The sequence below is a fragment of the Pseudomonas sp. WS 5411 genome (genome assembly GCF_012985595.1).
GTDB lineage: Bacteria > Pseudomonadota > Gammaproteobacteria > Pseudomonadales > Pseudomonadaceae > Aquipseudomonas > Aquipseudomonas shahriarae.
The window spans coordinates 246,080-264,550 of the sequence record NZ_JAARMC010000002.1; the positions used below are offsets into that span (position 1 = coordinate 246,080).

At 62.3% G+C, this 18,471-nt stretch carries 10 protein-coding genes; 5 read left to right on the top strand and 5 right to left on the bottom strand.

Translation table 11 applies throughout. The features are described from left to right. Nucleotides 1–149 precede the first annotated feature (149 nt). Nucleotides 150–3,089: a bifunctional [glutamate--ammonia ligase]-adenylyl-L-tyrosine phosphorylase/[glutamate--ammonia-ligase] adenylyltransferase gene (glnE, locus tag HBR93_RS04980; RefSeq protein ID WP_057958115.1), complete on the bottom strand. Its 2,940-nt coding sequence runs from the start codon at nucleotides 3,087–3,089 to the stop codon at nucleotides 150–152. 383 nt (nucleotides 3,090–3,472) lie between these two features. On the opposite strand from glnE, the gene aceE reads away from it, so the two are divergent. The 4 genes from aceE to msrA all read left to right on the top strand — a co-directional run bounded on the left by aceE (nucleotide 3,473) and on the right by msrA (nucleotide 11,502). Beyond that, nucleotides 3,473–6,118: a pyruvate dehydrogenase (acetyl-transferring), homodimeric type gene (aceE, locus tag HBR93_RS04985; RefSeq protein ID WP_057958114.1), complete on the top strand. Its 2,646-nt coding sequence runs from the start codon at nucleotides 3,473–3,475 to the stop codon at nucleotides 6,116–6,118. Nucleotides 6,119–6,129: 11 nt separating this feature from the next. Beyond that, nucleotides 6,130–7,782: a dihydrolipoyllysine-residue acetyltransferase gene (aceF, locus tag HBR93_RS04990; protein ID WP_169959902.1), complete on the top strand. Its 1,653-nt coding sequence runs from the start codon at nucleotides 6,130–6,132 to the stop codon at nucleotides 7,780–7,782. Between the two features lie 314 nt (nucleotides 7,783–8,096). Then, entirely contained in the window at nucleotides 8,097–10,787 is a 2,691-nt protein-coding gene (locus tag HBR93_RS04995; protein ID WP_169959903.1) for a GGDEF and EAL domain-containing protein, read from the top strand. Nucleotides 10,788–10,854: 67 nt separating this feature from the next. Beyond that, complete coding sequence (gene msrA / locus HBR93_RS05000; RefSeq protein ID WP_057444633.1) at nucleotides 10,855–11,502, top strand: peptide-methionine (S)-S-oxide reductase MsrA; 648 nt, start codon at nucleotides 10,855–10,857, stop codon at nucleotides 11,500–11,502. 96 nt (nucleotides 11,503–11,598) lie between these two features. Here msrA and rlmJ read toward each other — a convergent pair whose 3' ends face one another. Then, a complete protein-coding gene (gene rlmJ, locus HBR93_RS05005) occupies nucleotides 11,599–12,435 on the bottom strand; it encodes a 23S rRNA (adenine(2030)-N(6))-methyltransferase RlmJ (RefSeq protein WP_057958111.1) in 837 nt (278 codons plus the stop codon). 252 nt (nucleotides 12,436–12,687) lie between these two features. Between rlmJ and HBR93_RS05010 the strand changes: the two genes are divergently transcribed. Further along, on the top strand, nucleotides 12,688–13,956 hold the full coding sequence (locus tag HBR93_RS05010) for an aminotransferase class V-fold PLP-dependent enzyme (protein WP_057437305.1): 1,269 nt from the start codon (nucleotides 12,688–12,690) through the stop codon (nucleotides 13,954–13,956). Nucleotide 13,957: 1 nt separating this feature from the next. On the opposite strand, the gene HBR93_RS05015 is transcribed toward HBR93_RS05010, so the two are convergent. The 3 genes from HBR93_RS05015 to putP all read right to left on the bottom strand — a co-directional run bounded on the left by HBR93_RS05015 (nucleotide 13,958) and on the right by putP (nucleotide 18,377). Next, nucleotides 13,958–14,671 carry a DUF4123 domain-containing protein gene (locus tag HBR93_RS05015; RefSeq protein WP_169959904.1) on the bottom strand — a complete coding sequence of 238 codons (714 nt, stop codon included), beginning with the start codon at nucleotides 14,669–14,671 and terminating at the stop codon, nucleotides 13,958–13,960. Then, a complete protein-coding gene (gene tssI, locus HBR93_RS05020; RefSeq protein WP_169959905.1) occupies nucleotides 14,668–16,704 on the bottom strand; it encodes a type VI secretion system tip protein TssI/VgrG in 2,037 nt (678 codons plus the stop codon). Before tssI ends, HBR93_RS05015 begins: the two co-directional genes overlap by 4 nt. Nucleotides 16,705–16,892: 188 nt before the next feature. Next, nucleotides 16,893–18,377 carry a sodium/proline symporter PutP gene (putP, locus tag HBR93_RS05025; RefSeq protein ID WP_115127223.1) on the bottom strand — a complete coding sequence of 495 codons (1,485 nt, stop codon included), beginning with the start codon at nucleotides 18,375–18,377 and terminating at the stop codon, nucleotides 16,893–16,895. Between the last annotated feature and the right edge of the window lie 94 nt (nucleotides 18,378–18,471).

Sequence of the window (18,471 nt, forward strand, 5' to 3'; positions counted from 1 at the left end):
ATTACTGTAGGTCACGGTTTGTGTGGGAGCGGGCTGGCCCGCGATAGCATCACCGCGTGCTGTCAGCCAGACCGCAGCGCCTGCATCGCGGGCCAGCCCGCTTCCACCTAAAGCCGGTCTCCACATTCAATTGGGGTCGCCGTAGTGTTTTAGCTTAACCCCAGTTCTTGCCAGATCCGTTTCACCTGCCGCCGTTCGTCGGCAAACTGATCCCCGGCCACCACACCCGCCTCGTTCTGCAAGGCCTGGCGATGGGCTGCCGAGCGGTAGGCCTTATACACCTCGCGCAACAGGTGGGCATCGGCGGCGGGCATCAGCCCGACCTGCTCCAAGCCTTCCAGGATGCGGATATTGTCGGTATAGCGCAGCAGCAATGGATGTTGCGCAGACCACGCCAAAGCGGCGTATTGCACCATAAATTCAATATCGACGATACCTCCTGCGTCCTGCTTGAGATCGAACAGCGCCGTGGGCTCGAAGGCATTCGCCGCGGTGCCGGCTGCGGTCGACTTGGTGCCCAGGTTGTCACGCATCTTGGCGCGCATCTCGCTGACCTCCTGGCGCAGCTTCGCCAGGTCTTGCGTGCGCCCCAGTACCCGCGCCCGTACGGCCTCAAACGCCCGGCCCACGTCCTGGCTGCCGACCAGCACCCGCGCGCGCACCAGGGCTTGATGCTCCCAGGTCCAGGCCTCGTTTTCCTGATAACGGGCAAATGCCCCCAGGGAGCTGACCAGCAGGCCGGATGCGCCAGAAGGTCGCAGGCGCATATCCACTTCGTACAATTGCCCGGAGTTGGTCTGGGTGGTCAGCAGGTGAATGATGCGCTGGCCCAGGCGGGTAAAGAACTGCGCGCCATCAATCGGCTTGGCGCCGTCGGTTTCGGCCTGGGGGTCACCGTCGTGGATAAACACCAGGTCCAGGTCCGAGCCATGTCCCAGTTCGATACCGCCGACCTTGCCATAACCGACGATGATAAATCCGGGGTCGCACAAGGTACCGTCGAGGCGTTGCGGCGTACCGTGGCGGGCCACGGTCTGGCGCCAGGCCAGGGCCAGCACCTGCTCCAGAATCGCCTCGGCGAGCCAGGTCAGGTAGTCGCTGACCTTCATCAGCGGCAGGCTGCCAGCGATTTCCGAGGCCGCGACCCGCAACCGGTGCGCCAGCTTGAAGTGGCGCAGGGCTTCCATTTGCTGCTCAAGGTCATCCTCAGGGATGCGTGTGAGGCGCTCGCGCAGTTCGGCGGCCAGTTCCGGCGCCAAGGGCGGTTTGAACAGGCGGCCTTCGTTGAGCAATTCGTCCAGCAGCAGCGGGAAGCGGGTGATCTGCTCGGCAATCCACGGGCTGGCGGCGCACAGGGTCAACAACCGACGCAAGGCGTCAGGGTTTTCCGTCAACAGCACCAGATAAGCAGAACGCCGCGCGACGGCCTCTACCAACGGCAGCACTCGTTCCAGCACCAGGTCCGGGTTGGCATGTTCGACAGCCTGGGCCAGCAGGCGCGGGATAAACGCATCCAGACGCTCACGCCCCAGGCGCTGCATCGCGCGCAATTGCGGGCTGCCGCGCAGGCTGGCCAAGGCTTTCAGGGCCTTGGGCGCGTCGGCAAAGCCGCCTTCGGCCAATTGGCGACAGGCGGCCTCCTCATTTTGGGATTCTTCCCACAAGGGCAGCCACTCGCCACCCACCACCAATTCGCTTTCCACCCCCTCCTCTTCGTCCGGATCGGCAATCACCTGGCGGAAATGCCAGTCCACCCGGCCACGCCAGTACATCAACTGTTCATGGAACGCCGTCCAGTTGGCAAAACCCAACATAAAGGCAATGCGCGCCTGGTCCTCGTCCGTGTTGGGCAGCATTTGCGTCTGGCGATCGGCAATGGCCTGGATCGCATGCTCGGTGTAGCGCAGGAACTCATAGCCGGCACGCAACTCGGCAATCACCGCCGGCGGCAGGTAGCCCTGGCCTTCCAGGGTGCCCAGCACTTTCAGCAGCGGCCGTTGTTGCAGGCTGAGGTCGCGGCCACCGTGAATCAGCTGGAACGCCTGGGCGATAAACTCCACCTCGCGGATGCCGCCCGCCCCCAGCTTGATGTTGTCGGCCATGCCCTTGCGCCGCACTTCTTGCTGGATCAACTGCTTCATGGTGCGCAGCGCTTCGATCGCAGAAAAGTCCAGGTAACGCCGATAGACAAACGGGCGCAGCAGGTCGAGCAGTTGCGCGCCGGCCACCTGGTCGCCGGCCACCACCCGCGCCTTGATCATCGCGTAGCGTTCCCAGTCGCGGCCCTGGTCCTGGTAGTACTGCTCCAATGCGTTGAAGCTCAACACCAGCGCCCCTGCTGAACCGTAGGGCCGCAGGCGCATGTCGACCCGGAACACAAAGCCGTCGACGGTCATCGGGTCCAGGGCCTTGATCAGTTTCTGGCCCAGGCGGATAAAGAACTCCTGGTTGTCGAGGGCCCGCTTGGCGCCCACGGTCTCGCCGCCTTCGGGGTAGGCGAAGATCAGGTCGATGTCCGACGACAGGTTCAGTTCCACCGCACCCAGCTTGCCCATGCCGAGGATGACCATCTGCTGCGGCTCGCCGCTGCGCCCGCCGATGGGGGTGCCGAATTGCGCGCAGTGGCGCTGGTACAGCCACTGGTAAGCCTGGTCGATGCTGGCGTCGGCCATGTCCGACAGGTCGCGGCAGGTCTGTACCAGGTCCGCCTGTCGGGTCAGGTCGCGCCAGATGATCCGCACTTGCTGGCGGGTGCGCTGGCGACGCAGCACACGCCCCAGCTCATCTTCTGTTTCAGCCTGTTGCACGGCTGCGGCAATCTGCCCACACAGTTCATCAGGCGCAAAGCCGCGGTCCAGCTCGCCCCAGGCCACCAGCTCAAGCAACATCAAAGGGTCACGAACACTCTGTTCAATCACAAAATCGCTGGCGGCACATACCCGGGCGAAGTCGGCCCAACGTTGCGGCGTCCACGCAGACAGGCCATGATCGGCATCCAGCATGGCCGCCGCGTCACGAAATGACTGCTCGGCCCGGTTGGCAAATGGCAACAAAACGGCTGGGAGTTCAACCAGCGTTGGAAGGCTCATGGTCTATCCTTGATCGGCGCGTGAATGGCGAGTGGCTGTGAACGCAAGAACCACGCTCGATGAAGGACTGTCGAACAAAAGTTAGAAATAGCTGAAAAATCATTAATTTTGGCAGGCAACATTAAACTTCTACCTTTTCTTGTTCGCAAAAGATCAACAATAACGATTATGCTCACCAGCCAGACCGAGCAACCACCTCGGTCTTGTGTAGTTTTACTACTCGTATATACATTCGAAAGGCTGAAATGGCCGACGATTTGTAGTAAAACTACAGGACGCCGAAGCAACCTTCGGCCATCCAAGAATTTATGTCGTCTGCCCACAAGGCCAGTCGCAAACTTCAGGCAACCGATTCTGGTAGCCTTTCCGCCCTGGAGCAAGCCATGCAAGACCTCGATCCCGTCGAAACCCAGGAATGGCTGGACGCCCTGGAATCGGTTCTCGACAAAGAAGGCGAAGACCGTGCTCACTACCTGATGACCCGTATGGGCGAACTCGCGACCCGCAGCGGCTCGCAACTGCCCTACGCCATCACCACGCCATACCGCAACACCATCCCCGTTACCCACGAAGCACGCATGCCTGGCGACCTGTTCATGGAACGCCGCATTCGCTCGCTGGTACGCTGGAACGCGATGGCGATGGTTATGCGCACGAACTTGAAAGATTCTGACCTGGGCGGTCACATCTCCAGCTTCGCTTCCAGCGCAACCCTGTATGACATTGGCTTCAACTACTTCTTCCAGGCCCCGACCGAAGAACACGGCGGCGACCTGATCTACTTCCAGGGTCACACCTCGCCAGGCGTCTACGCCCGTGCGTTCATGGAAGGTCGCATCACCGAAGACCAGATGAACAACTTCCGCCAGGAAGTCGACGGTGGCGGCCTGTCGTCGTACCCGCACCCTTGGCTAATGCCTGACTTCTGGCAGTTCCCGACCGTATCCATGGGTCTGGGCCCGATCCAGGCGATCTACCAGGCACGTTTCATGAAGTACCTGGAAGCCCGTGGCTTCATCCCCGAAGGCAAGCAGAAGGTCTGGTGTTTCCTGGGCGACGGCGAGTGCGACGAGCCGGAATCCCTGGGCGCCATCTCCCTGGCCGGCCGCGAGAAGCTGGACAACCTGATCTTCGTCATCAACTGCAACCTGCAGCGCCTCGACGGCCCGGTTCGCGGCAACGGCAAGATCATCCAGGAACTCGAAGGCGTGTTCCGCGGTGCCCAGTGGAACGTAACCAAAGTCATCTGGGGCCGTTTCTGGGACCCACTGCTGGCCAAGGACGTCGACGGTATCCTGCAACGCCGCATGGACGAAGTCATCGACGGCGAGTACCAGAACTACAAAGCCAAAGACGGCGCGTTCGTACGTGAACACTTCTTCAACACGCCTGAACTCAAGGCGATGGTTGCCGACCTGTCCGACGACGAGATCTGGAAACTCAACCGTGGCGGCCACGACCCGTACAAGGTCTACGCGGCGTACCACGAAGCGGTCAACCACAAAGAACAACCGACCGTCATCCTGGCCAAGACCATCAAGGGTTATGGCACCGGTGCCGGCGAAGCGAAGAACACCGCCCACAACACCAAGAAAGTCGATGTCGACAGCCTGAAGTTGTTCCGCGACCGCTTCGACATTCCGGTCAAGGACGAAGAGCTGGAGAACCTGCCGTTCTTCAAGCCCGAGCCAAACAGCGCCGAAGCCCGCTACCTCAGCGAGCGTCGCACTGCACTGGGCGGTTTCGTGCCACAGCGCCGGGCACAGAGCTTCAGCGTACCGACGCCGGACCTCAGCACCCTCAAGGCAATCCTTGACGGTTCGGGCGACCGTGAAATCTCCACCACCATGGCCTTCGTGCGGATCCTCGCGCAACTGGTCAAGGACAAGGAAATCGGCCCGCGCATCGTCCCGATCATCCCGGACGAAGCCCGTACCTTTGGTATGGAAGGCATGTTCCGCCAGTTGGGCATCTACTCCTCCGTCGGCCAGCTCTACGAGCCAGTCGATAAAGACCAGGTGATGTTCTACAAGGAAGACAAGAAGGGCCAGATCCTCGAAGAAGGCATCAACGAAGCGGGCGCCATGAGCTCCTTCATCGCTGCCGGTACTTCGTACTCCAGCCACAACCAGCCGATGCTGCCGTTCTACATCTTCTACTCGATGTTCGGCTTCCAGCGCATTGGCGACCTGGCTTGGGCAGCAGGCGACAGCCGTACCCGTGGTTTCCTGATCGGCGGTACCGCCGGGCGCACCACGCTGAACGGCGAAGGCCTGCAACACGAAGACGGTCACAGCCACATCCTGGCTGCCACCATCCCGAACTGCCGCACCTTTGATCCAACCTACGGCTACGAGCTGGCGGTGATCATCCAGGACGGCATGAAGAAGATGACCGAAGAGCAGCAGGACGTTTTCTACTACATCACCGTGATGAACGAGTCCTACCAGCAACCAGCCATGCCGGCCGGTGTTGAAGAAGGCATCATCAAGGGCATGTACCTGCTCGAAGAAGACACCAAGGAAGCGGCACACCACGTGCAACTGATGGGCTCCGGCACCATCCTGCGCGAAGTGCGTGAAGCGGCGAAGATCCTGCGTGAAGAGTTCAACGTCGGCGCTGATGTGTGGAGCGTTACCAGCTTCAACGAACTGCGTCGCGACGGCCTGGCCGTAGAGCGCAGCAACCGCCTGCACCCAGGCCAGAAGCCTGCGCTGAGCTACGTCGAAGAGTGCCTGGCTGGCCGTAAGGGTCCGGTTATCGCCTCTACCGACTACATGAAACTGTTTGCTGAACAAATTCGCCAGTGGGTCCCGTCCAAGGAATTCAAAGTCCTGGGCACCGATGGTTTCGGCCGCAGTGACAGCCGCAAGAAGCTGCGTCACTTCTTCGAAGTCGACCGTCACTTTGTGGTGTTGGCAGCCCTGGAAGCCTTGGCTGACCGTGGTGAGATCGAACCCAAGGTGGTGGCTGACGCCATCGTCAAGTTCGGGATCAACCCGGAAAAACGCAACCCACTGGACTGCTGAGGAGACTTTTTGTGAGCGAACTCATTCGCGTACCTGACATCGGCAGCGGTGAAGGTGAAGTAATCGAGCTGTTTGTAAAGGTCGGCGACACCGTCGAAGCCGACCAGAGCATCCTGACCCTGGAATCGGACAAGGCGAGCATGGAAATCCCTGCTCCCAAGGCCGGCGTGGTCAAGAGCCTGAAAGTGAAGCTGGGCGACCGCCTGAAAGAAGGCGACGAACTGCTGGAGCTGGAAATCGAAGGTGCCGCTGATGCGGCCCCGGCGGCGGCGCCTGCTGCCGCTGCTGCACCGGCACCAGCCGCCGAGAAACCTGCTGCTGCCGAGGCTCCTGCTGCCCCGGCCGCAGCTCCGGCCGCAGCCACTGTCCAGGACATTCACGTCCCGGACATCGGCTCGTCGGGCAAGGCCAAGATCATCGAGCTGCTGGTCAAAGTCGGCGACACCGTCGAAGCCGACCAGTCGCTGATCACCCTGGAGTCCGACAAGGCCTCCATGGAAATCCCATCGCCGGCTGCCGGCGTAGTGGAAAGCATCGCGGTCAAGCTCGAAGACGAAGTCGGCACTGGTGACTTCATCCTCAAGCTGAAAGTACAAGGCGCTGCGCCTGCTGCTGCTCCGGCGCCTGCCGCTGCCGCTGCTGCTCCGGCCGCCAAAGCTGAAGCTGCACCGGCTGCTGCCGCCCCGGCTCCTGCGGCAAAAGCCGAGGCCGCACCGGCCCCGGCGGCTGCCCCTGCGCCAAGTGGTGCCAAGGCTCACGCCGGCCCTGCCGTGCGTCAACTGGCCCGTGAATTCGGCGTCGAGCTGAGCGCTGTCAGCCCTACCGGCCCACATGGTCGCGTGCTCAAGGAAGACGTGCAGGTCTACGTCAAGTCCATGATGCAAAAAGCCAAGGAAGCTCCGGCTGCCGGCACTGCTACCGGTGGCTCGGGCATTCCGCCGATCCGCACCGTAGACTTCAGCCGCTTCGGCGAAATCGAAGAAGTGCCGATGACGCGCCTGATGCAAATCGGCGCAGCCGGTCTGCACGCCAGCTGGCTGAACATTCCGCACGTGACTCAGTTCGACCAGGCCGACATCACCGACCTGGAAGCTTTCCGCGTTGCGCAGAAAGCCGTGGCCGAGAAGGCTGGCGTCAAGCTGACCGTGCTGCCACTGCTGCTCAAGGCCTGCGCGCACCTGCTCAAGGAGCTGCCGGACTTCAACAGTTCGCTGGCACCAAGCGGCAAGGCGATCATTCGCAAGAAATACGTGCACATCGGCTTCGCCGTCGACACCCCGGATGGCCTGCTGGTACCGGTCATCAAGAACGTCGACCAGAAGAGCCTGCTGCAACTGGCTGCCGAAGCGGCTGCACTGGCTGCCAAGGCCCGCGACAAGAAGCTGACTCCGGACGACATGCAAGGTGCCTGCTTCACCATCTCCAGCCTCGGGCACATTGGCGGCACTGGCTTCACGCCAATCGTCAACGCGCCGGAAGTGGCGATCCTCGGTGTTTCCAAGGCAACTATCCAGCCTGTGTGGGACGGCAAGGCCTTCCAGCCGAAGCTGATGCTGCCACTGTCGCTGTCCTACGATCACCGCGTGATCAATGGCGCGGCCGCTGCACGCTTCACCCAGCGCCTGAGCCAGTTGCTGAACGACATCCGCACCATCCTGCTGTAAACGGCAGCGGCCTCCCCTTCACCGGGGAGGCCTGGCTGCAACGATTTCCGAGCGCCACGCTCGTACCTCAACCCCGCCAATTTGGCGGGGCTTTTTTTGCCCGCCTCAATTGCCCAGGCGCCTACAAGGGCCACGCAGGATAACCGTCCATCATTGCGACTGTAGAAATCCACTGCACGGCCGATAACCCACTTATAGCACTTAGCCTTCATCCTCTCTTGTCAGTCCGTGCTGCATGATGCAACCTTGCCGCAGACAGCAACAAAGAGGGCGATAGCCCGGCGCGATGCGCATTTTTCCAAGCGAGCTCCCCCATGAAAAGCCAACCCGATGTCGCCCGAACGGCGGCCGAGGTCGTGACGCAATTACCGGTGCCTTCGCGCCTCGGTATGCTGCGTTTCGAGCGGCTGAATGAGGCCAGCTGGGCGCTGCTGTACCTTGACCCCAATTGTGAACGCCAATTCGGCTTGCCCGCCGTAGAGCTGTGCTCGCTGATCGGCTCGCCCTACGCCAGCCTGATGGAGCCCCAGGCACGCTACCAGTTGCATGACGCGATCCAGCAGCAACTGACCGCCAGCCCCCACTACCTGGTGCGCTACACCTTGCACACCAACGACGGCCAGTTGAGCCTGCTGGAGGTCGGCGAGGCCTACAAGCAGCACAATCGCCACCTGCTACGCGGCTACCTGATGGTGGTAGACGGCTTGTTCAGCAACCCGGCGCCGATGCCCACCGCCGACCTGGAGGACCAGAACAGCCGCCTGCAGATCGCCCTGGAGCTCAACCAGCGCGCACAACAGGAACAGTTGCAGCACCTGGAGCGGGTGCGCGCCCAGCAGGAGCTGATCCTGCTGCTGGCCCGCCAGCGCTACAGCACCAACAATTCCCTGCAAGAAGCCGCCGAACTGATCACCCGCAGTGCCTGCGATATCTACCAGATCGACTGCGCCAGTATCTGGAACCTCGAAGGCCAGCAACTGGTGCCGATTTCTGCTTTTCACCGCGCCGACCAGCAGCACCATCTGCCCTTGCCGATTGATGCCAGCGGCTTCCCGGACTACCTGGAAGCCCTGCAAAGCAGCCGCGCCATCGACGCCGGCAATGCCCTGCGCGATCCCCGCACCCGGGACATGGTCGAAAGCCTGCGCCCCCTGGAAGTCCACGCCATGCTCGACGCCAGTATCCGCGTGGATGGCCAGGTGGTGGGCGTGCTGTGCCTGGAACAAAGCACTTGCACCCGAGATTGGCTGTCCGATGAAATTGCCTTTGCCGGTGAATTGGCCGACCAGTTCGCCCAGGTCATCAACAACCACAACCGTCGCACCGCCACCAGCGCCCTGCACCTGTTCCAGCGCGCCGTGGAGCAAAGTGCCAACGCCTTCCTGCTGGTCAATTGCGACGGCGTGGTGGAGTACGTCAACCCCAGCTTTACCGCAATCACCCAGTACAGCACCGAAGAAGTCCACGGCCATCGCCTGGCCCAGTTGCCGGCCCTGGAGAACCTCAGCGAACTGCTGTTCGACGCGCCCTCCAGCCTGGCCCAAAGCAACAGCTGGCAGGGCGAGTTCAAGAGCCGGCGCAAAAACCTCGAACCGTACTGGGGCCAGTTGTCGATTTCCAAGGTGTATGGCGACAATCGCGAACTGACCCACTACATCGGCATCTACGAAGACATCACCCAGGCCAAGCTGGCCCAACAGCGTATCGAGCGCCTGGCCTACACCGACAACCTGACCAACCTGGGCAACCGCCCGGCGTTTATCCGCAACCTCGACGAACGCTTCGCCCGCGACAGCGACGCGCCCATCAGCCTGTTGCTGGTGGATATCGACAACTTCAAGCGGATCAACGACAGCCTCGGCCACCAGACCGGCGACAAGTTGCTGATCAGCCTGGCCCGGCGCCTGCGCAACAGCCTCAATGCCGGCGGCAGCCTGGCGCGTTTTGCCAGTAACGAATTTGCGGTGCTGCTCGACAACGCCGACCTTGAAGTCGGCCAGCAAATGGCCTGCCAGTTGTTGATGACCCTCGACAAACCGATGTTCGTCGACAACCAGTTGATCAGCGTCACCGGCTCCGTGGGCCTGGCCTGCGCCCCGCTGCATGGCCGCGACCCACAGACACTGATGCGCAACGCCGGCCTGGCGCTGCACAAGGCCAAGGCCAACGGCAAGCACCAGGTGCAGGTGTTTACCGAAACCCTGAATGCCGAGGCCAGTTACAAACTGTTCGTGGAAAACAATCTGCGCCGCGCCCTGACCCAGAACGAGCTGGACGTGTTCTACCAGCCCAAGCTGTGCCTGCGCAGCGGGCGCCTGCTCGGCATGGAGGCGCTGTTGCGCTGGAACCACCCGGAAAAGGGCATGATCCGTCCGGACCAGTTCATCAGCGTCGCCGAAGAGACCGGCCTGATCATCCCCATCGGCAAATGGATCGCGCGCCAGGCCTGCCGCATGAGCAAGCAGTTGAGCGCCGCGGGCATGGGCAACTTGCAGGTGGCGATCAACCTGTCGCCCAAGCAGTTTTCCGACCCGGACCTGGTGGCCTCCATCGCCAGCATCCTCAAGGAAGAACAGCTACCGGCCAACCTGCTGGAGCTGGAGCTGACCGAGGGCCTGCTGCTGGAAGCCACCGAGGACACGCGCCTGCAACTGGATCAGTTGAAGAGTTTCGGCCTGACCCTGGCCATGGATGATTTCGGCACCGGCTACTCGTCCCTGAGTTACCTGAAGAAATTCCCCATCGACATCATCAAGATCGACCGCAGCTTTATCCATGAAATCCCGGACAACCAGGACGACATGGAAATCACCTCGGCGGTGATCGCCATGGCGCACAACCTCAAGCTCAAGGTGGTCGCCGAAGGCATCGAGACTGCCGAGCAGTTGGCGTTCCTGCGCCGCCATCGCTGCGACGTCGGCCAGGGCTACCTGTTCGACCGGCCAATCCCCGGCTCCGAGCTGCTGGACAGGCTCAAACGCTATCCGCGCGGGCCAATCGCCTGACAGCGCTGTAACACTCGGGCACACTGGTGGTCTGAACTGTTAACTCAACCTGACGAGAGGACTGATCATGGTCTTGCGCTCGGAAATCCTGGTGAATAAAAACGTGCTGCCTACTGCCGAACAAGCCTTGCCTGGTCGTGAAACCCCGATGAATCTGCCCGAGACGCACTTCGTCAACGGCAACCCGCTGCTGGGCCCGTTTATGGACGATGTGGGGTTTGCGATTTTTGGCCTCGGCTGTTTCTGGGGCGCAGAACGCAAATTCTGGCAGCGCGACGGCGTGGTCAGTACCGTGGTCGGCTACGCCGGCGGCTTCACACCAAACCCGACCTACGAAGAAGTCTGCTCGGGCCTGACCGGCCATAGCGAAGTGGTGCTGGTGGTGTATGACCAGGCCAAACTCAAGTACGAAGACCTGTTGAAGATGTTCTGGGAACTGCACAACCCAACCCAGGGCATGCGCCAGGGCAATGACATTGGCAGCCAGTATCGCTCGGTGATCTACGCGACCACGCCTGAGCAACTGGAGGCCGCGAAGGCCAGTGCACAGGCCTATCAGGAAGAACTGACCAAGGCCGGCCTGGGCGAGATCACCACGGAAATCGACGAGGCGCCCACGGTGTACTTCGCCGAGGCCTATCACCAGCAGTACCTGGCGAAGAATCCCCAGGGTTATTGCGGGATCGGCGGTACTGGCGTGACCTGCCCGATCTGACGTCAAAAGCATCGCGGGCAAGCCCGCTCCCACATGGGATCACATAACCATATGGGAGCGGGCTTGCCCGCGATAGCACTCTAAAGAGCGATGCCGTTACTCGGCGATCAGCCAATCCATCTGCCACCCACCCTGAGTCTGCCCCAGTTTCTTCGACAGCCACGGCAGCAGCTCACGCAACTCCTCCTCCAGCCCCCACGGCGGGTTGGCAATCGCCAGGCCCGAACCGGTCAGGGTGTTGGGGGTATCCAGCGGATGCACCAGCAACTCCACGCGCAGCAGCTTTGGCGCGCCGGTGCCGGCCAGGTCCTGGTAGAAGCGGCGCAACATGCGCTGGTCCTTGACCGGGTACCAGATCGCGGCGACCGTCTGGCGCATGCGGCCCACGGCTTCCTTGAGGGAGGCGGCGCAACGCTGCATCTCGTCGAGTTGCTCGAACGGCGGGTCGATCAGCATCAGCGCGCGCTTTTCAGGCACCGGCAGCAAGGCCCGTGGCACGTGCCAGCCTTCGCCCAGATGGACCTTCACGCGGCGGTCGCCCTTCATGTTGTCCTTGAGCAACACGCCGTCTTCCGGGTGTTTTTCGTTGAGCAGCACGCGGTCCTGGGGGCGGGTCAGGCGCCGCGCCAGCTCTGGCGAACCGGGGTAATAGCGCAATTGGCCATCCGGGTTCATCTCGTGCAGCACCCGCATGTAGTCAGCGGTCAGCGCCGGCAGGTCCGCCTCGCCCCACAGGCGGGCAATGCCTTCCAGGTATTCACCGGTGCGGTTGGCCTGGTCGCCTTGCAGGTCATACAGACCAATTCCGGCGTGGGTGTCGAGATAGGCAAACGGCTGTTCCTTGCGCGACATCAGGGCGATGAGGCGGGTCAAGGTCAGGTGTTTGAAGACATCGGCGTGGTTGCCGGCGTGAAAGGCGTGACGATAATTCATGGTTGCTCCTGCGCAGGGGGCGAAGTTTACCTTTTACGCGGGCAAAGGTGCAGGGCTGCATGCCGGGCGGTGCTTATGTCGCAAATGTAGGAACAGCAGCGAAAACGTTCTAGCGAGTTATGTGCGAGCGGGCTTGCCCGCGATGCAGGCGACGCGGTATTACCCGTACTCTGCGCTGATGCCATCGCAGGCAAGCCAGCTCCTACCTTATCCGGGGCTGCCCCATGCAATCCAGGGAGGTCAGTATCCACCATGAAAGACGCCACAATCGCATTGCACCACGGCTTCAAATCGGACCCGACCACCAAGGCGGTCGCCGTGCCGATCTACCAGAACGTCGCCTTCGAGTTCGATAACGCCCAGCATGGCGCCGATCTGTTCAACCTCGACGTACCCGGCAATATCTACACGCGGATCATGAACCCCACCAACGACGTGCTGGAACAGCGCATGGCCGCACTGGAAGGCGGGATCGCGGCCCTGGCCGTGTCGGCAGGCAGCGCGGCCATTCACTATGCCATCCAGGCCCTGACCCGTGCCGGCGACAATATCGTCTCCACCCCACAGCTGTACGGCGGCACCTACACCCTGTTCGCCCACCTGCTGCCGAGCTTCGGCGTTGATGTGCGCTTCGCCCGCAATGACTCGGCCGAGGCCATCGCCGAGCTGATCGACGACAACACCAAGCTGGTGTACTGCGAAAGCATCGGCAACCCGGCGGGCAATATCGTCGACCTGCAGGCCCTGGCCGACGTCGCCCATGCCCGCGGCGTACCGCTGATGGTGGATAACACCGTCGCCACGCCGATCCTGTGCAAGCCGATCCAGTTTGGCGCGGATATCGTCGTGCATTCCCTGACCAAGTATGTCGGCGGCCACGGCAACTCCCTGGGCGGGGTGATTGTCGACAGCGGCACCTTCCCCTGGACCGACTACCCGCAGAAATTCCCCGGCCTCAACCAACCCGAGCCGGCCTACCATGGCGTGGTGTACAGCGAGAAATTCGGCCCGGCAGCCTTTATTGCCCGTGCCCGCACCGTGCCGCTGCGCAACACCGGTGCCGCCCTGGCCCCGATGAACGCCTTCCTGCTGCTGCAAGGCCTGGAAACCCTGGCCTTGCGCATGGAGCGCCACACCGAGAACGCGTTGAAAGTCGCACAGTTCCTGCAGGCCCACGAGCAGGTGGAATGGGTCAGCTACGCCGGCCTGCCGGATCACCCGCACCATCACCTGGCGCAAAAGTACATGCAGGGCAAACCCTCGGCGATCCTGTCCTTCGGCCTGAAGGGCGGCTATGCCGCCGGGGTGCGCTTCTACGATGCGCTGCAGATCTTCAAGCGCCTGGTGAATATCGGCGACGCCAAGTCCCTGGCCTGCCACCCGGCGTCCACCACCCACCGGCAGATGAACGAGCAGGAGCAGGCCAAGGCCGGCGTACGTCCGGAGATGATCCGCCTGTCGGTGGGCATCGAGGCGATCGAGGACCTGCTCGATGACTTGCAGCAGTCACTGAACGCCTGACTCAACCCCGCTCGCCGGCCAGGTAGGCAATCAATGCCTGCTGCCCGGCGTAAGGTGGGCGCACAAAGTACGCGACCTTGTGCTGCAAGGTCGCTGGCGCGAAGGCGTCGTGCACGTCGGGATGCTCCTGGGCCAGCCATTGCAGCAGGTTATCCACCAGGGTCACGCTGGACTGTTCGCCAAGCTGCTTGAGTAGCGTGGGGGGCACTTCCCACCAGGGACTTTTCCTCGCCGCCCCCACTCCCGTGGCCGGCACTCCCTGGAGCTGGCCGTTGATCCAGTAGCGTCGAAATACCGCAAGCACCTCCCCCGCCCCAGGCCCCAGCCCTTGCAGGATCGGCAGCAGGTAACCACCATCCCAGAAGCGGAAAAACACTTCCTGCCCCTCGGGCAAACGCACCTTGGTCAGGCTGGCGAGATGTTCGACCACCGTGGGCAGCGGGCTGGAGGAAACGGCCAACCAACCCCAATCGGTAGCCGCGCATTCGGCCACCCAGTCGAGAAACCCACTGCTCTCGCTGACCAATGCCACATAGGGCATCACCTCAGCCCAGGCGGCGTACTCGCTGCCGGCCCACACCGGGCTCAACGGCCCGCCATCTGCCTGGCGCCAGGCCGCCACCGGCTGACACTCACTGGTACTGGCCAGGATGACAAACAGCTGCTCGCCGTCCTGCAGCGGCTCCTGGGCCAGCCACTCACGGGGGGTCATCATCGCAAGCCCCCCACTCGATGCTGCGGAGTGTCGCAGACGCCATTTTTGCAGCGCTCACACTCCTCACAGAACGGCGCACTGCGCTTGAAGCTGAACACCTGTGCGGCACTCAACGGTGCGGCCAACGCCGCCAGCAGGGTTTCCTGTCCCCCCGGACGCAGGGGTGATGGCGCCGTGGCAGCCGACGGCGCACCGCCCAACTGGATCGGTGTGCTGCTGAAAATCCCCCCGGCCGACAATGTGATCCATTGCCCCCCGGCCTGCAGCGTCAGGCTGGCGCCGCCATCGACCACCATTTGCTGGCCTGCGCCGAGGCTGATCTGCTCGCCCGCCTGCAACGAATAGCGCGCCACTTGCACCTGCTGCTGCCCCGCGATCACCAGGTGATCGTCCTGCTTGAGTTCCGTCAGCCGGTTGCCGTGGGTAATCCGCTGCTCTTCGCCGTGCAACTCGTGGTGCGACTCGCCACTTACCTGCACATGCCGCTGGTGATCCACCTGCAGGCGCAGATCGTGGAGCACGTGCTGGGTCCAGTCGCGCTGGGCACGCAGGTAGATCTGCTCGGCGCCCTTGCGGTCTTCGATGCGCAGCTCGTTATAGCCACCACCCCCTGGGCTGCTCAGGCTGCGGAAGATGCTGCGGGTCTTGTCCGCCGGCAGGTCGAGGGGCACTGGCGTCGCGCCATTGGCCAGGCAGCCGACCACCAGCGGCATATCGACATCGCCGTTGACGAACCCCACCAGCACTTCCATGCCCACCCGCGGGATCACCACGCTGCCGTAGTGCTCGTGGGCCCAGGCGCTGACAACCCGCAGCCAGCAGCTGGAGTGTTCGCTGTATTGGCCGTGGCGATCCCAGGCCAGTTGCACCTTGACCCGGCCAAACTCATCGCAATGGATTTCGCTGTCGACCGGCCCGGTGACCACGGCGTTCTGAAAGCCTGCAACCGGCGCCCTCGCCGCAGGCAGCGGCGGGCGAAACGGCACGTCCCAGGGCGTGGCGAAGAACTCGTTGCGGTACCCCTGCTCATCCATCGCGCCGACGGACTCCTCCAGCACTTGCGGTTGCCGGCCCTGGTGGATCACCCGCGTCACCAGCCACAGGCCATTCCATGCCTGGCGCGGATGGTCGGCCAGTGTGAGGAACTGTCCGCTGACCAGCGCCGTCTGGTCGCCCTCGCCGTGGGCTTGCCGCTGGTCGCTGCGATGACGCTCCAGCGCCCGCTGCGCCAGGTGCTTGCCGTGGGTACGGTCGGTGAAGTGCCCAGGGTAGCCCTGGGCCTCCAGCGGCGGTAGCTGCTCGCCGAGGGCGGCGCTTTCCAGCACCAGGCGCGGCTTGTGAAAATCATAGTCGCGCAGGTTGACCCCGGTAGTCCGCGCCTCCAGGCGCACCGTGAAACGCTTGATCACCGGCGCCGCCGCCACCATGCCCGAACCTGGCGCATAGCCCGTCGGCTGGTCTGCCTGGGCAAATACCGTCTGATCATCGCCGAACACCAACAGATGCCCGTCCGGCCGGTGCTGAAAGTGATAGTGAACCCCCAGTTCGGCGCACAGCCGCTGGATAAATGCCAGGTCGGTTTCATCGAACTGCACGCAGTACTCGCGCTCGGGATAGGTCGCGCCCAGTCGCCACTCAAAGGCATCGCGCTGGATGCCCTGCCCCTCCAGCACCAGGCTGACAATCTGCGGCACCGTCTTGTGCTGGAAAATGCGTTGCCGGGCACTGTGTTGCAGATAGGCCAACTGCGGCACCAGGCTCAATTGATAATGGGTCAGGCGCTGGCCCGAGTCACCTTGCGCGACCCGCTGGATTTGCCCGTGGATGCCATGGCCCTGGGCATCAAAGGCGAGAAAGGCCTGGCGGTGCAGGAGGTTTCCCAGATCCAGGTCCGGCTGTTCGCTGACCAACTCAAGATCGAAACGATAGGGCTGGCTGATAGCCTCCTCGCCCCTGAACGCCAGGACCTTGAGGTCACTGGGCTGGCCATCGACGATCAGGCTAAACGCACTTTGATTGGCAGGAGCGAACATCCGGTGTTTCTCTGCAAGTGGAGGGCCTGGGATTCTGCACCAGCCATTTGCCGAGCTGCGTACGCTGCAGGCAATTCAGTTAATCCCTACAACGCAGGCTCCATCGTCGCACCCAAAAAAAACGGCCCGACATCCAGGGATGCGGGCCGCTTTCAGTTCAGCAGGCCATCAAGGCCTGCATGAACGCCTCACTTGTTGAGGTTGTAGTCTTTCTCGGCAGCGGTGAAGCGCTCAACCATACCGGCAGTCGGGGCGCCCATCTTGCTCACGAAGTAGATCGCCAGGCTGGCGAACAGGAAGCCTGGGATGATTTCGTACAGACCCAGCAGCTCGAAGTGTTTCCACACGATCACGGTGATCGCGCCGACCAGGATACCGGCCAGTGCGCCGTTGCGGGTCATGCCTTTCCACAGGACCGAGATCAGGACCACAGGACCGAACGCGGCGCCGAAGCCGGCCCAGGCGTAGCTCACCAGGCCCAGTACGCGGTTTTCCGGGTTGGCAGCCATCGCGATGGCGATCAACGCAACCACCAGCACCATGATCCGGCCGACCCATACCAGCTCAAGCTGGGACGCGCCCTTGCGCAGGAACGCCTTGTAGAAGTCTTCGGTCAGGGCGCTGGAGCACACCAGCAACTGGCAGCTCAGGGTGCTCATCACGGCAGCCAGGATGGCCGACAGCAGCACGCCAGCAACCCAAGGGTTGAACAGCAGCTTGGCCAGTTCGATGAACACACGCTCTGGGTTTTCGGTCACGGGACCAGCGACTTCCGGGTGCGCCGAGAAGTAGGCAATACCGAAGAAGCCTACGGCCACGGTGCCGGCCAGGCACAGGATCATCCAGGTCATGGAGATACGACGTGCATTGGCAATCGACTTGACCGAATCCGCCGCCATGAAACGCGCGAGGATGTGCGGCTGGCCGAAGTAGCCCAGGCCCCAGCCCATCAGCGAGATGATGCCGATGAAGGTGGTGTTTTTCAGCATGTCGAAGCTGGTTGGATCCTTCGCTTCAATAGCCAGGAAGGTGGTATCGACACCGCCGGTGGCCAGCAGCACGATGATGGGCGTCAGGATCAACGCGAAGATCATCAGGGTGGCTTGTACGGTATCTGTCCAGCTTACTGCCAGGAAACCACCGATAAAGGTGTAGGCAATCGTCGCCGCAGCACCGGCCCACAGCGCCGTCTCGTAGGACATGCCGAAGGTGCTTTCGAACAGACGGGCACCGGCCACGATGCCGGAAGCGCAGTAGATGGTGAAGAACACCAGGATCACTACCGCCGAGATAATCCGCAGCAGGCCGCTCTTGTCTTCAAAACGGCTGGAGAAGTAGTCCGGCAGGGTCAGGGCGTCGCCGTTGTGTTCGGTCTGCACGCGCAGGCGACCTGCCACAAACAGCCAGTTCAGGTAAGCACCGACGATCAGGCCGATGGCGATCCAGCTTTCCGACAGGCCCGACATGTAGATGGCACCTGGCAGGCCCATCAACAACCAGCCGCTCATATCCGAAGCGCCAGCCGAGAGTGCGGTGACGACGCTGCCGAGGCTGCGACCACCGAGGATGTAATCGGAAAGGTTATTGGTGGAGCGATAGGCCATGAGACCGATCAGCACCATTGCCGCGATGTAGATCACAAATGTGATCAAGGTTGGATTACTTACGCTCATTGAGTTACGCCCTGGCTTTGTTTTTATGTAGCGGCGGTCTGTCAGGCCATCTACAACCGAGTAGTGTGTAGACGAAGCTGCGTGCCGCGCATTT